The sequence below is a fragment of the Caldiplasma sukawensis genome, assembly GCF_052315375.1.
GTDB lineage: Archaea > Thermoplasmatota > Thermoplasmata > Thermoplasmatales > Thermoplasmataceae > Cuniculiplasma.
In genome coordinates, this window is record NZ_JBLSDG010000001.1 from 186655 (window position 1) to 200498 (window position 13844).

15 protein-coding genes and 1 tRNA gene are annotated in these 13844 nt (G+C 34.0%); 9 read left to right on the forward strand and 7 right to left on the reverse strand.

Features of this window, described 5'->3' with window-relative positions; all coding sequences use genetic code 11:
• Positions 1–58: 58 nt before the first annotated feature.
• Positions 59–1105: an aspartate-semialdehyde dehydrogenase gene (gene asd / locus ACNF4Z_RS00930; protein WP_458327364.1), complete on the reverse strand. Its 1047-nt coding sequence runs from the start codon at positions 1103–1105 to the stop codon at positions 59–61.
• A 4-nt stretch (positions 1106–1109) separates the two neighbouring features.
• Positions 1110–2129, reverse strand: a complete 1020-nt coding sequence (locus tag ACNF4Z_RS00935) for an amino acid kinase family protein (RefSeq protein ID WP_458327365.1) — start codon at positions 2127–2129, stop codon at positions 1110–1112.
• Positions 2130–2293: 164 nt separating this feature from the next.
• On the opposite strand from ACNF4Z_RS00935, the gene ACNF4Z_RS00940 reads away from it, so the two are divergent.
• Both ACNF4Z_RS00940 and ACNF4Z_RS00945 read left to right on the forward strand, forming a co-directional pair.
• Entirely contained in the window at positions 2294–3229 is a 936-nt protein-coding gene (locus ACNF4Z_RS00940) for a homoserine kinase (protein WP_458327366.1), read from the forward strand.
• Positions 3201–4298, forward strand: a complete 1098-nt coding sequence (locus tag ACNF4Z_RS00945; RefSeq protein WP_458327367.1) for a PLP-dependent transferase — start codon at positions 3201–3203, stop codon at positions 4296–4298. The genes ACNF4Z_RS00940 and ACNF4Z_RS00945 overlap by 29 nt, the downstream gene beginning before the upstream one ends.
• Here the strand turns inward: ACNF4Z_RS00945 and ACNF4Z_RS00950 are convergent.
• Together ACNF4Z_RS00950 and ACNF4Z_RS00955 are read right to left on the reverse strand one after the other, a co-directional pair.
• Positions 4281–5096, reverse strand: coding sequence for an ABC transporter substrate-binding protein (locus ACNF4Z_RS00950; protein ID WP_458327368.1), 816 nt, complete (start codon positions 5094–5096; stop codon positions 4281–4283). The genes ACNF4Z_RS00945 and ACNF4Z_RS00950 overlap by 18 nt on opposite strands.
• Before the next feature lie 8 nt (positions 5097–5104).
• Positions 5105–5452: a hypothetical protein gene (locus tag ACNF4Z_RS00955; protein ID WP_458327369.1), complete on the reverse strand. Its 348-nt coding sequence runs from the start codon at positions 5450–5452 to the stop codon at positions 5105–5107.
• A gap of 98 nt (positions 5453–5550) precedes the next feature.
• Between ACNF4Z_RS00955 and ACNF4Z_RS00960 the strand changes: the two genes are divergently transcribed.
• Together ACNF4Z_RS00960 and ACNF4Z_RS00965 are read left to right on the forward strand one after the other, a co-directional pair.
• On the forward strand, positions 5551–6507 hold the full coding sequence (locus ACNF4Z_RS00960; protein WP_458327370.1) for a mevalonate-3-kinase: 957 nt from the start codon (positions 5551–5553) through the stop codon (positions 6505–6507).
• Positions 6508–6550: 43 nt separating this feature from the next.
• Positions 6551–6712: a preprotein translocase subunit Sec61beta gene (locus tag ACNF4Z_RS00965; protein WP_458327371.1), complete on the forward strand. Its 162-nt coding sequence runs from the start codon at positions 6551–6553 to the stop codon at positions 6710–6712.
• 4 nt (positions 6713–6716) lie between these two features.
• On the opposite strand, the gene ACNF4Z_RS00970 is transcribed toward ACNF4Z_RS00965, so the two are convergent.
• Positions 6717–6884, reverse strand: coding sequence for a hypothetical protein (locus ACNF4Z_RS00970; RefSeq protein WP_458327372.1), 168 nt, complete (start codon positions 6882–6884; stop codon positions 6717–6719).
• A gap of 217 nt (positions 6885–7101) precedes the next feature.
• On the opposite strand from ACNF4Z_RS00970, the gene ACNF4Z_RS00975 reads away from it, so the two are divergent.
• The 4 genes from ACNF4Z_RS00975 (at position 7102) to ACNF4Z_RS00990 (ending at position 10134) form a co-directional block, all read left to right on the forward strand.
• A complete protein-coding gene (locus ACNF4Z_RS00975; protein ID WP_458327373.1) occupies positions 7102–8049 on the forward strand; it encodes an MBL fold metallo-hydrolase in 948 nt (315 codons plus the stop codon).
• An 82-nt stretch (positions 8050–8131) separates the two neighbouring features.
• Entirely contained in the window at positions 8132–8677 is a 546-nt protein-coding gene (locus ACNF4Z_RS00980; RefSeq protein WP_458327374.1) for a YceI family protein, read from the forward strand.
• 49 nt (positions 8678–8726) lie between these two features.
• Positions 8727–8800: transfer RNA gene (locus ACNF4Z_RS00985), tRNA-Thr, on the forward strand.
• Positions 8801–8919: 119 nt separating this feature from the next.
• Positions 8920–10134, forward strand: coding sequence for an MFS transporter (locus tag ACNF4Z_RS00990; protein ID WP_458327375.1), 1215 nt, complete (start codon positions 8920–8922; stop codon positions 10132–10134).
• Here the strand turns inward: ACNF4Z_RS00990 and ACNF4Z_RS00995 are convergent.
• Positions 10122–11279 carry an MFS transporter gene (locus ACNF4Z_RS00995; RefSeq protein ID WP_458327376.1) on the reverse strand — a complete coding sequence of 386 codons (1158 nt, stop codon included), beginning with the start codon at positions 11277–11279 and terminating at the stop codon, positions 10122–10124. The two genes, ACNF4Z_RS00990 and ACNF4Z_RS00995, sit on opposite strands and share 13 nt — an antisense overlap.
• Positions 11280–11285: 6 nt before the next feature.
• Positions 11286–11981 carry an asparagine synthase-related protein gene (locus ACNF4Z_RS01000; RefSeq protein WP_458327377.1) on the reverse strand — a complete coding sequence of 232 codons (696 nt, stop codon included), beginning with the start codon at positions 11979–11981 and terminating at the stop codon, positions 11286–11288.
• A gap of 50 nt (positions 11982–12031) precedes the next feature.
• Between ACNF4Z_RS01000 and ACNF4Z_RS01005 the strand changes: the two genes are divergently transcribed.
• Positions 12032–13807 carry a PIN domain-containing protein gene (locus tag ACNF4Z_RS01005; protein ID WP_458327378.1) on the forward strand — a complete coding sequence of 592 codons (1776 nt, stop codon included), beginning with the start codon at positions 12032–12034 and terminating at the stop codon, positions 13805–13807.
• Positions 13808–13844 lie beyond the last annotated feature (37 nt).

Consider the following 13844-nt stretch of genomic DNA (forward strand, 5'->3'; position numbering starts at 1 on the left):
TTTGACCCAAACCTATCCCATTCTAATATAAATAATATTTGTTAGTTTTGTTTCTCACTCAAATATAGCCTTTTTCTAATAGCATTTCTCCTTGAAGAATTGAATTCCCTGATCCTCCTCTGGATAGATTGTTACCGAGAACATTGAAGGAAATTGCATTATTATGAAATTGAATACCACCAATTGTAACAGTCATTCCTGATCCTGTGTCAGAATCAAGTAATGGCTGAGGCCTGTCTTCTTTCTCTACAACTTTAAGAGTGGCATATGTTCCTATTGTTCTACTGTAATTATTTTCTAGAAGTTTTGAATTTTTAAGACTGTAGACTAATTCATTCTCGTCGATTTCATTTTCAAATTCAATGAAAACAGTTTGAAGGTGCCCTACCCTCACAGGAGACCTCAGGCACCTTGCAACTATTTCTAAATTATTGTAACTTATTGTCTCATTTCTAAGTTCACCAATAATTTTCTTTGTCTCTAAATGAATTTTATCCTCCTCCCCCTCTATATATGGAATGATATTTCCATTTAGATTTAAAAAAGAAGGACCTGGGAACCCTGCACCAGATGATGATTGAAAACTTGTTAAGTATACTCTCTTTATATTATATTTCAAAAAAGGGTGTATTGAAATAACAAGCTGATTTGTTGAGCAGTTTGGATCAGCTGTTATGTATCCTCTCCATCCATTCTTTTTCTTTTGGTGTGGTATTAAATCTAGATGTTTAGTATTTATCTCAGGAATTACAAGTGGAACAAGTTGATCCATTCTGTGTAATGATGATTTAGTGATAACTGGTAAATACTCTGCTATCTCCTTCTCTATATTGGCAGCCTGTGTTGGAAGAAAAGAAAATACAATATCATAATCTTTAACGTGTTGAAGTATTGAATTAACATTTTCAACTTTCATGTTCTTGAATCTTTCTGGACAATCATCTTCAAATATCCAGTTGACGGCATCAATATAAGACTTACTCTGACTCTTTTCGGAGCCATACAGAGATGAGATATGAAATAACTTCTCATCCCTGTTTAATCTAAGAAATTCCTGACCTATAATTCCTGTAGCTCCAAGAATTGCTGCATTCAATCTATCCATTTTATCACCACTCCTCTGCCAGGGTATTAAAAATAACATTTGTGCTATTATCCTGTACTGATAAAATTTTCTTATCCCGATCTATCTCAATTTTTTTTATGTTACCAATATTTTTTTCAATAATTCCCAGCGCTTTAATTAACAGGGGACGAAAGTCATATTCGTTGCAATCAAACACAATTTGATTCAATCCATTTTCAGCATCTTTAATTAGAAAAATGTTGTTAGAAAATTCAGGGCCTATTTCTGTACCTTTGCTTAAATTCACATCAGTCAGATAAGCTCTAACCTTAATATTTCCAATGCAATCTGACGCCTCTTTGCTTAATATCCTCGCACCCATATCTGAAATCCTTTTAAGCGAATCATAGGAAATACATCTTGCAGGTTCACTCATCCTAAAGACTTTTGGATCCACATTATAAATACCTGGAACATCCTTTATGAAAATTAGATCGGAATCTTTTAAAAATCCACCAATCATAGCGGCCGTAAGATCACTTCCACCCCGTGGTAATAATCTTATATTGCCAAGAGGATCTGAGCCATAAAATCCTGGTATCAAAGTAATGTGATTCTTTGATATAAAATCCTCAAGATATCTTTCACCCTTAATCTTTATACCTTCTTCAGAAATTTCTATAAATTTATCAGGCTCAATTATTTCCGATTTTAATGAAAATTCGCCAAGCACCTTTTCCATTATCTTTGCCGAAATTAGCTCACCGTAATAGGCAAGATTAAAATCCTTTGTGAATGAATATTTTTCTTCAAATTCATTTAAAATATTACCAATTTCAGGATATTTCATTGACGCCTCAAAATACCCTGAAAATTTTAATTTACCTTCCATATTGTTTATTTCTTTTTTGGCAAAAACATAATCTGTGAATCCGTTGATCGCTGAGAGAACAATAACAATCTTACTTTCTGAAAACCTCTTTTTTATAGATTCAGCAACAATAAAATAATCATTTAGACATTTGAGAACACTTCCTCCCACCTTTAGTATTTTCACCTTCATTTTACGGAGGATAATTAGTTAATATAAATTAATTACCATAACTCATATTAATTAAAGATTATCCACCATAATATTTGCTAAAATTCAACATTATATTTATAAAAAATTACCTATGATAATTTTAAATTAGATAAAATTTATTCGGAGAGAACGATGCAATTTTTGTGAAGACTGTTGAGTCATACTGTTCCTCAGCTAATATGGGTGCAGGCTTTGATGTATTCGCATTGGCCCTAAGCGCTTTTAAAGATACATTGAGAATTTCATATAAAGAAACAAATGAAAGTAAAATAATTCTGAAATATGAAGATGAAATAATACCTCCTCTTCAAAACACAAGTGGTGTAGCCATTAAAACTCTGATGGATGAATACGAAATAAGAGGAACCGTTTTTATTGAAATCAAAAAAGGAATTCCCCTATCTGCAGGTTTAGGGGGTAGTGGTGCTTCAGCAGTTGCAGCAGTTTCAGGTCTGAATGATGAATTATCACTTAATTTAAATCCAACAGAAATAATAAGATTTTCATCCAAAGGCGAGGAAAAGTTTTCGGGTATAGGTCATTTGGATAATGTTTCAGCAAGTCTATATGGTGATTTTGTAATAGTAAAAAATAAGTCTCCTCCTCTAATTAAAAAGATTCATTTCCCAGACTGGATCTATATTCATATACTAGTTATAAGTGGCAATATATCAAACAAAACAATGAAGGCAAGGTCTGTTATAAAAAGTGAAATCAGTTTGGAAAACACTGTTAGTAATATTGCAAACGCATCCCTTTTTATTTCAGGAATCATGTCGGATGACAGGGAAGCAATTTCAGAAGGACTGAACGATACAATAGTTGAACCTATAAGAAGTAATCTTTATCCTTATTTTCCAGAAATAAAGGAAAAGTCAAAAACCTTTGGTGCAATAGGAAGCGCAATATCCGGGGCCGGGCCATCAGTGATTACTTTGTGTGATGAAAAAACAAGATTGAATGAGTTTTCATCATTCTGCAAGAACCTGATGAATAAATGGAATTTAAAATATGAGGAGAAAATCTCAGCTGCTGGTGGAGGGATTCTGGATGAAAGAGGAAACAGAATTTTTGCATGATTGGTATTATGATGGAAGAGGAAGTTTTGATCCACCTGTATATTTTGCAGGTGGTTTCAGAATGCCTGAAGGTGAGAAATACAGGTATGGGCGTGAAAAAAATCCAACCGTGGAATATCTAGAAGAGAAAGTAGCAAGGCTAGAAGGAGGGGAAATGGGTAATTGTTTCTCATCGGGAATGTCTGCAATTACCACATCTTTACTCTCTACTCTTGATCATGGTTATCAGATTGTTACAACAGATGGAATTTTTGCAAGAACTTTCAGATTCTTCAAGGAAATACTTCCTTCTATGGGCTATGTTGTAAAGATTTGTGCACCAAATGAAGACCAAATTGAAAAAGCTGTTAATTCAAAAAAGTCTATAATTTTCGTAGAATCTCTGACTAATCCTCTACTCTACACAATAAATATAAAAAAACTAAGGGAAATTAAAGAAAGTTCAAATTCATTACTTTTTGTTGATAATACTATTCTGACACCTGCTAACATAAAACCTTTGAAATTGGGGGCTGATCTTGTTATTCACAGCGCATCTAAATTTTTAAGCGGACACAACAACGTGATTGGAGGTTTGGTGACAGGAAAAAGAGATGTAGTGGAAAAAATAGACGCGTTAAGGAGAACCATGGGAACATCCATGGATCCAATGAGTGCATATCTCATTTTAATTGGATTAAAAACTTTTCACCTAAGGATGGATAAAATCAATCAATCTGCAAAAAAAATCCATGAATTTCTACTACAGTGGAATCAGTGTGAAAAGGTCTACTTTCCAGATAGCGGGGGATATACCAAGGATGAGTTTAAAGGCCCCTCTGGTGTGATAAGTTTTGTATTAAACAAAAAAGTCATTGTTAATGAAATGCAAAAAAAACTAAAAATAATTAACTTTGCAAACACTCTTGGATCTTTAAACTCATTAATTTCACATCCCTACACCATGTCCCATCGTTCATTATCTACAGAGGAGAAAAAAATCTCTGGTATTGATGAAAACCTCTTAAGATTATCAGTTGGAATAGAGGATCCTGAAGATTTAATTGAGGATTTACAAAGGCTTATTTAGTTTCTTTTTAATATTATCTATTAACCATGGTATTGTAGTCATGAAAAAATCAGGTCCATGGTGAGCAAAAAAATCAAGTTTACCTGGTGTCACAAAAACATTTCTTTTTTTAACCGCTGAAACTTCCTCCCAGCCCCTTGAATTAAGTATTTCATATGCATTTTTTTCATCAAGGCCTCTAAACATTTTTCCCTCCATTATTATGATTTCAGGGTCAAATTCTGTAATTTGTTCAAATTCAGGTTTAATCCATTCCCTCAAATCCATATCATATGGAGTTTTAATGCCCATATAGTTAAGAGTGGATGTTATGTAACTCAACCTTCCAAATGAAACTGGCCCTCCAAGATCTATTTCCAAATATCCTCTTAAGTTAAAATTTACATGGGGAAGGTTGGAGATCATTTTTTTTGAAAGTGAAATTGATTCCTGATACTTCGAAACTATCGTACCTACACGAAGTACCATATCTATTATTCCGAAAGGAGAGGATGGCAATTCCAATTCAAATACATTGTATTCTTTTGATATGTCAGATGACAAAGGATCTTGATAACCGGAAACAGTGAATATGATGTCAGGATTTATTTCATCCACAATATTTTTGTTAATAGATGAATAGCTTCCTATTTTCCTTACTTTCTCCGCTTCGCTTGGTCTTCTACAGAAAGCACTAACCCCTTTTACCTTTTCTCCCATACCAATTAAAAAGAGCGTCTCTGTAATTGATGGATTGAGAGAAATAATTGTATTGATTTTATCGGGAATTTTAACTTCCCGATTTCTGAAATCTCTCAATACCCGCATCAGAATGTAAGGGGTACGTAACCTTCCGAGATAGCTTTTGCAACTACCTGTCCTGCTGGCTCAAGAAGAACTTTTTTGTCAGTTAGTTCCTTCTCTATTTTCTTGTTGGAAGCTATGAATGTACAGGCTGTTTTATAAATGTTGATTTCTGTTGCTCTTTTAAGCAATGAATTTACAGTCTCATCCCCTTTTGCAATCATCTCTTCACTGGGCCCAAAGAATAATATCCTTACATCTGCCCTTCCTGCCTCAGCTGTTCTAACAGCCATTGTAAGGCCAGCCAAAGCCTTTTCTTTTGCTTCTTCGCCACTGCTTATTATAAATAGCATCTTTATTTTTTCTTCCATAGTTAAAGATTATTCTTCTAAATTAATACTTATCTATTTTTTAATATTGTTAAATCAGGTATAGTAAGTATATTTTAATCAGAATTCATAATGGATTTATGAAAAATTTTGTCTTTTCAGCAAAGGCCCATCCAACAATGGGAATAGTCCTTCTTGGTGGATTAAAGGATGATAAAAACAGACTTCCATATCATAATTCAGCAGGTATAGCCTACACAATAAAAGGGAGGGAATCAGTTACACACACTGAGTTAAGAATAACAGAACAAATTGAAAAAAGTTACATAAATGGAGTAGAGATTGACACTAATGACAGCAGATCTCCATTTAAGGTCATGCACGAATTTCAACAGGATTTTAAAAATAAGTATGACGGAATGAATATTTCTTTTCGTTCTCATAATGAAAATATAATTAGTGGGAGCTCTGATTCAGGGGCTGCAGCCTTTGGGTATTGTCTTAAACAGGCATTATCAATCCAGGATGAAAGATCACTAGAACTGAAAATGAGGAGGATATCAGAGAGTGCCGGAAGAAGTTATTATGGAGGTTTAACCGTAACGGAGGGCACGGATAATCCCGCAACTAGAAAAATTCTAAGTGAAAGTGAATTTTCAGATTATTCAATAGTTGCGGCAGTCTTTCCTCATAAGAGGCTTCCCTCTGACTCCATACATTTCAATCAACCAAAGCATGAAGAATACATTTTCAGGATAGAGAGAGCAAACAAAAGAGTTGAACGATTAAAATATCTGGCTGAAAAGAAAAGTATCAGAGATATTTTTGAGCTTTCAATGGAGGACACAGACGATTATCACAATCTGAATAACAAGGTTGATGTAAGGATAATAACAAATGAGATGAGGGATCTTATTGATGAAATAAAAACCATGAGAGACAAGGTTTGGTTAACATACATTGTTACTGGGGGCTCATCAGTATTCATACCCTGCAGATCTAGAGACGTTGAAACCGCAATAGCAATTGGTAAGAAGTTCACTGAAAACGTGTACGAATTAAAAGTTACTGGTGGCGCAGAAAAGGAAAATTTGTGAATCTTGCAAAAATAATAAATCTTAAAATTGCATTATCTTTTTAATGGCAGATAAAAAAGATGGATTCCAGTCTGGAGCTGGTTTAATAAGGTATTTTGATGAAGAAGAAATAGAAGGCCCCTCTTTGGATCCTATTGTTGTTATTATGATTGGTGTTGTGTTAGGTATAGTTGTCAGCTTAGCTGCTTATTTTTTTAATGTTTAGTTTATTATTCTTCTCCATCCTGTACAAAACAATAAAATCTCCTTCTTGTATCGCTGAGACAGGTTTTTACACTGATTAGTTCCATCTCTCTCAGGTTTTTCAGAGATCCCATTAAAGCCCTTTTTGACAGACCGGTTTCCTTAATCAAAGTTTTTACATCTGCTATCTTCATGCTTTTAAGGGTTAAAATTATAAGCCTTGAAGATGGCGTCAATTCCTTAAGTTTTTCCTCGGTTAACGTATTGGGGGAAATTTACGTTAGCTAATAAATTTTACTAAAATCTTTATTTTATATTTAACTGGAATAAACCCAATAATTTTAACAAATTTTCTATAATAAGGGAATTCCAAAACAAATAAGTATATGCAATTTCCTGAAATCCATAGCAATGAATTTGAAGATTGACAAATATGACGTTCCCATAAATATAAGGGCTTTAAAAACAGCAAGCATATATTTGGTTAAAGGGGAGAAAACTACACTAATAGATTCCGGAATGGGTGAAGACACAATCAAGTATTTATCTGAACATAGTGTGAATTTAAGTGAAATCGATAGGGTTTTTCTTACACATCTTCACATAGATCATACAGGAGGAATAGGATATATGCAGAAAATGAGGACAATCGACTGTTACTTGGGAGAAGAGGATTTAAAAATCGTTAGAAAGATATCAGAGGATACAAAAGGATATCTAAAAGAATACAGACAATATCTTGTTAAACTGGGGTTTTCAAAATCAGCTATAGATGAGCTGGGAGTAAACGATGGATTTTTTTCTGGTTTTGATATATACCGACAGATGGAATTCAAAAGACTTCCTGAAAAGGATATTGACATTGAAATAATTTCAACTCCAGGGCACACTCCAGGCCACAATTGTTTTTATGAAAAGTCTGATGAAGTCTTATTTTCAGGAGATCATATTCTGGAGAGGATAACACCAAATATATCATTTTACGATGATCATACTGACATGCTTGGATTGTATATAAAAAGCCTTGAAAAAATAAAGAAAGTTGACACAAAATTTATAATGCCTGGGCACGGAAAAGCTTTTTCAGGCTTACAAGAGAGGGTTAATGAAATTCTAGATCATCACGAAAAAAGGATGAGAGAAATAAAAAATATAATTAAAATGAATGGACCTATAACCCCTTACATTTGTGCAGAAAAAATGACCTGGAGCAGAGGCAGGAAGATTTCTGAAATGACAACTACAGAAAAGAACTTTGCAATCGGTGAAGCTTTATCACATCTAAGACATATGGAAAATGAGGGGCAGTTAAGGTGTATTACATCTGATGAAATTATAAAATATGCCATTCCAGATTAATAAATGTAATTTGATTGCCTGTGTGATACTTATTTTACAGTTAGTTACATTAATATTTTAAGTTTAATAATGATACCTATTTATGGAAAAAGAAATTCAGAAAGTATGGAAAAGCGATATTGCTCATTCAGAAATAGAATTCAGGGCTAGGCACATGATGATATCCACTGTGAAGGGTTATTTTACTGACTTTGAAATAACAGTTGTTGGAGATGAATCTAATGCTGAAAATGCCTCTGTAGAAGTGAAAATAAAAGCAGCCTCTGTAAATACAAGGGATAAGGACAGGGACAATCATCTAAGATCTTCAGACTTCTTTGAATCTGAAAAATTTCCAGATATAAAATTTAAAAGCAACAAAATAGAGAAAACTGGAGAAAATACATACAATATTTACGGAGATCTTACAATAAAGGATGTTACAAAACCCATTGTTGTAAAGGGAGAGGTGGAAGGAATAATCAAAGATCCATATGGAAATATGAGAGCAGGAATTGTTGCTGAAGGGAGTTTGACAAGGGAAGAATTTGGTCTTAAATGGAACGTGATACTTGAAGCAGGAAAGGTGATGGTGGGAAGCAAGATTTCCTTCACTGTAAGATCTGAGATGGTATTGCAGTCTCAATAAAAAAGCACTAACTTTAACATTTATTAAGTGTTTTGTGTTGTACTGCTATGCCGTCGTAGCTCAGCCTGGTAGAGCGCGTGCTTGGTAAGCACGAGGTCGCGGGATCGAATCCCGTCGGCGGCTTGCCCCAGCATCATTATAAACATTATTTTCATATTTTATTAAACAAATTTCTATTTTCCAGCTCATTAAAACTTTTTCTAATAATTTATTTATAGGTATGATATAACTTTAAACCTTTTATGGAAAGAATGATAAACGGCTTTTTTAAAAACAGAACAGTTTTTCTGGTCTCTATAAACCAGTTGATTAGGGTATTTGCAAGATCACAGTTATGGATCTTTTTACCTCTATATCTTTATGAAAGAAGGGATGTACCATATTATATGATAGGTATAATATTAACCATAATGGCTCTTGTGTCCATCCCTTTTACATTAATTGCAGGACCATGGATAGATAAAACCGGCCCAAAAAAAATTTCCATAATTGCTGAATTAATTTTATTCTTTGACTTCTCCATTCTCACTTTTTTTGTTTTTTCGGGTTTCAATATATATGGTCTGTTCCTCGCACTTATAATATCTGAACCCCTTATGAATATAATCGGCTCAGCTGACAATGTACTGGTCAGTAACTCAACAAGATTTAATGAGAGGAATGATTCATTTAGTGCTGTTAGAATTTTACAGAATATTGGTTTTTCAGCTGGTCCAGCAGTTGGGGGTTTTATTGCAAATTTTTCATACTTTTATATTTTTTTCATAACCACAATATTTGTTCTTGCTGAAATATTTATTTACACATTGATAAAGCCAGATGATATAAAGAATTCAGAAAACAATGAAAGGATTTCAATTTCCAGCATAATCTTACCATTAAGGAATAAAATTTTTCTTCTCACATCGATAGGAATTGCTCTCTTCTATATAGTGATAGGTCAGTGGGGAACACCCTTGACCTTTTTCTGGAAAAATTTTGATCATATAAGTGATATATCAATCGGTTATCTCTATACTGAAAACGGAATAGTAGTCACACTCTTTCAAATCCCAGTTAATTATATGTTGAAAAAAACAACGGACGTTAAAAGAATAAATCTAGGCTTCCTTATATACATGCTTAGTTATTCAGGACTTATATTTTTTACAGGCTTCAGATTTTTAATAATTGATACTTTCTTTATCACAATTGGAGAGAATGTAATATCACCATCCATAAACACACTTGTAAGCAGAATATCGGACAGTTCAAACAGGGGAAAATATTTTGCCTCATTTCAATCAATCTTCGGACTAATATCTCCATTTTCCATGGTTGTTGGAACTCTTCTCCTTTCTTATTTTTCAAAAAGTTTGAATTTAATGTGGGTTCCCCTAATAATATTTGGTTCTATCATCATCATTTTATTCCTGCCCCTATGGAATAAAATAAAATATAATGATCAGGAAATGTGAACATCACCTTTTCTGAGAGTTCCAATGCCCATAGGAAAAAACAAAAATGCAATGATGGCAAGTATTATCCAGCTGATGTATGGATTGAATGCATAGGAATATCCAAATATGAAGGTTATTAGGGAACCTATCATAATCTGAAGAGAATTCATAATAGATATGCTAAGGGGGACAAATTTTTGATCTTTTTCTATTTTAACAACATAATTATATTCGACAGAAAATATTACAATACTCATGGATCCTGTTACAAATGGCACAATTATTAGGTAATACAAACTCGCTGTAAACATAAAAGCAGTGGTAATTATAACAACAATCAATGAATATACAAGGGAACGAAAATCCCCAATTCTTGACATTCTAATGAAAAGTGGATAACCAAGAATTCCTGAAAAAAGAGATATTGATCCAAGGGTTCCTGCTATGGTAGAGGAAAAATTGGCAAATTGAGAATAGGATTTTAGAAACTCCTCTATGGTAAAATTTAGCCCCCAGTACCCAGCAAGACTCATTGACACCATGAAAAGTGGTTTAGAAAATATGCGCCCTCTCACGTTTTTTATAAAATTTTTTTCATCAATTATGCTCTTTTTTCCATCTATGTAAAAGAAAGAAACAATAGTGAGTAGAAGGGTAGCAATGCCTCCATATGAAAGAAGAATAAGGGGCCTCCCATATATATTAAGTGCAATGGTGAATAGTATAATACCAAATCCCCCTCCAATTGAAAATACTGTATTGAAAAGACCTATGTTTTTTCCAATATTTGTTTCATCAATCTCTTTCAAAAGACCGATACCAGATGAGAAGAAGAAAGCTGCACCAACGCCTATCATAAATCTTGAAATAAGGAAAAGAAAAATGTTATAACTCAAAAATGACAGTGAAGAAGCTACTGATAAAACGAACATCCCGAGCATTGAGGTGTTTTTGGAGCCAATCTTTGATGCCACAATGCCAGATGGAATTTGCATTATTCCCGTTCCAAGGAGAAAAGCTGTCAGAATTAGGCCAGAGTAGGATAGGGGTGCGTTGTACTCTTTCAGTATTCTGAAAATCATTGGTGAAACATTATACCAGTTCATTGAGTAAAGTGCTCTTAAACCCATTATGAGGCCAATTGAAATCGAGTTTCTATTCACAATATTTCACCTCATATTTTTCCAAATGCCTGAACCATACTGTGCAGCCTTTTTCTTCCTTAAATAAACAAAATCAGGCATTCCAAGTTTTTTTAAAGCTTCCCTTATGACAGTTTTGTTCCCGGTTTTTTTCATTTCTTCGCCAATTGTAAAGAAGTGTTTGAAAATATCATCTGAAAGATAAGGACATATGAGTTTCTTTCCAAAATGTTCTGCGATTTTTTTCTCCCTTGATAATGTCTCATTAATAAGTTTATTGACACTGTTTGAATTGTCTATTTCTCTACCATCGAAAAATTTTGCATAACCATAGAATAGTTCATCCGCACCCTGTCCTGTCATTATGTATTTTTCATCAATTTTTTTTAAAAATATTACAAGAAGGCTTTCAAATGAAATATCAAGATTGGATATTCCCGAAAATTTGTTTTTAAGGAAATCCACGCTTTCTTTCACATCAATTTCCTCAATATCCAGAAAATTGATAGAAAAGTTAAGTTTTTCAGAAAGTTTTTTGCAAAATTCCCTGTCAGGAAAATTTTTGAAGGACAAATTGTATGGTTTTATTTTCTCTCCATAAATAATTTTAAGGAGCATACTGTCGACACCACCTGAAAAAGCAAGGGCAGTCCCTTCAGGCACAGAATCCATCTGTTCCCTAAGTTTTTCAATTAAAAAATTTGCCTCTATGGAGATATCCACATATTGTAATGTAATAGGAACTAATAAATAATTAAGATAATTAACATAATGTGAAATATCTTCCGGATACCTCCGTAATTGTGGATGGAAGGTTCTCAAACTTCATGGAGAAAATTGAAAGCGGTTCCATGATATTTATACCAGAACCAGTTCTTGGTGAAATAGAATATCAGGCAAACCAGAACAGAAGCATGGGGTATGCGGCTCTAAACGAGTTAAATTACATAAGGAAAAAGGCAAATCTTAGATCCATTTCAATTGCATTTGTAGGAAAAAGAATGGATTATGGTGAACTAAAATTTGGTAAACTGGGATCTGTGGATTCTGAAATCAGAAATCTTGCAATGGAATATGATGCAGTCCTTGTGACAGGTGATAGGGTACAGGCGGAGATTGCAAGAATTAAGAACATAGAAACAGTCTATCTTGAACCAGAGAAAAAATCTTCAATGAAAATTGAAGATTTCTTCAAAGAGGAAACAATGTCTGTACATCTTTCTGAAGGTTGCAAGGTAAGATTAAAGAACGGTTCTCCTGGAAATATTTCTCTTGTTGAAGAGGAAAAAGTAATGGATTATGTTGAGCTAGAAAATCTAGCGAATGACATTATAAGAAGGGCGGGCAACGAACCTTTTTCATTCATTGAAATGGACTCAGATGGGGCCACTGTGATTCAGCTGGGTAAGTACAGAATAGTGATAACAAGACCACCGTTCTCCACAAAACTGGAAATTACAGCAGTGAGGCAGATTAAAAACCTGTCACTGGAAGATTACAATATTGACAATTCAATAATCAAGGATATAATTTCAGGTTCAACTGGAATACTGGTGGCAGGTGCTCCTGGGGCGGGAAAAAGCACGTTCGTTCAGGCCCTTGCAAATTATCTCGATTCCATGGGTTTAATTGTCAAAACAATGGAAAGGCCCAGGGACTTACAGGTGGTGCAAACAATAACACAGTATACATCCCTGGATGGTTCAATGGAAAAGACCGGTGATATACTCCTTTTGGTCCGAAATGACTATACAATTTTTGATGAGATGAGAGTAACATCTGATTTCAAGGTATTTTCCGATTTAAGATTGGCAGGAGTGGGGATGATAGGTGTTGTGCACGCTACAAAGCCAATAGACGCCATTCAGAGATTCATAGGAAGAATTGAACTTGGTGTGATCCCTCAGGTGATAAATAGAATACTTTACATAAATGGAGGAGAGGTAAGAAAAATTCTTTCATTAAGATACAGTATAAAGGTTCCAGAGGGAATGGCAAAGGAAGATCTTGCCAGGCCCGTTATTGAGGCTGTTGATTGGGGCACATCAAAAGTTGAATATGAGATTTACAGCTTTGGAGAACAAATAGTTGTGGTACCCCTAAAAGAAAATATGGAAAAAATGGAAAATGCAAAAAAGAGGGTTGAAGATTACTTAAACGAAAGGTACAAAGGTAAAAAAATAAAATTTGAAATAAAAAATGGGAGAAGGGGAAAGATCAGCGTTCCTGAATATTTAAAGGGAAAAATGATAGGAAAAAGTGGAAAAAACATTTCTAACCTGGAAGAGCTGGCGGGGGTTCCAATTGACGTGGAATCTGTTGGGGAGGAGACTAAATTTCCAGCTGAAATAGAGGCAAGAAATAACATCTATTATGTGCAAACAGGAGAACCAGGAAAATTATGCAAGCTATACGCTGATGACCTTATGATCCTTCAGGGAATGACCTCAAGCAAGGGTATAATAAGGGTAAAAATAAACTCAGATGTTGGAAAGACAATCGAAAGAGCAATTCTTGCAGGCAAAAAAATCAGTTATTCAATAGCATGATTAAACAATTAATTTAAATTCATATATCACATACTAA

Excerpts from the sequence above, each read along its gene's own strand:
- asd (WP_458327364.1), bottom strand. The coding sequence starts at position 1,105 with ATGGATAGATTGAATGCAGCAATTCTTGGAGCTACAGGAATTATAGGT.
- ACNF4Z_RS00955 (WP_458327369.1), bottom strand. The coding sequence starts at position 5,452 with ATGGAAGAAAAAATAAAGATGCTATTTATAATAAGCAGTGGCGAAGAA.
- ACNF4Z_RS00970 (WP_458327372.1), bottom strand. The coding sequence starts at position 6,884 with ATGAAGATAGCAGATGTAAAAACTTTGATTAAGGAAACCGGTCTGTCA.
- ACNF4Z_RS00990 (WP_458327375.1), top strand. The coding sequence starts at position 8,920 with ATGGAAAGAATGATAAACGGCTTTTTTAAAAACAGAACAGTTTTTCTG.
- ACNF4Z_RS00980 (WP_458327374.1), top strand. The coding sequence starts at position 8,132 with ATGGAAAAAGAAATTCAGAAAGTATGGAAAAGCGATATTGCTCATTCA.
- ACNF4Z_RS00945 (WP_458327367.1), top strand. The coding sequence starts at position 3,201 with ATGAAAGAGGAAACAGAATTTTTGCATGATTGGTATTATGATGGAAGA.
- ACNF4Z_RS00975 (WP_458327373.1), top strand. The coding sequence starts at position 7,102 with ATGAATTTGAAGATTGACAAATATGACGTTCCCATAAATATAAGGGCT.
- ACNF4Z_RS00960 (WP_458327370.1), top strand. The coding sequence starts at position 5,551 with ATGAAAAATTTTGTCTTTTCAGCAAAGGCCCATCCAACAATGGGAATA.
- ACNF4Z_RS00965 (WP_458327371.1), top strand. The coding sequence starts at position 6,551 with ATGGCAGATAAAAAAGATGGATTCCAGTCTGGAGCTGGTTTAATAAGG.
- ACNF4Z_RS00935 (WP_458327365.1), bottom strand. The coding sequence starts at position 2,129 with ATGAAGGTGAAAATACTAAAGGTGGGAGGAAGTGTTCTCAAATGTCTA.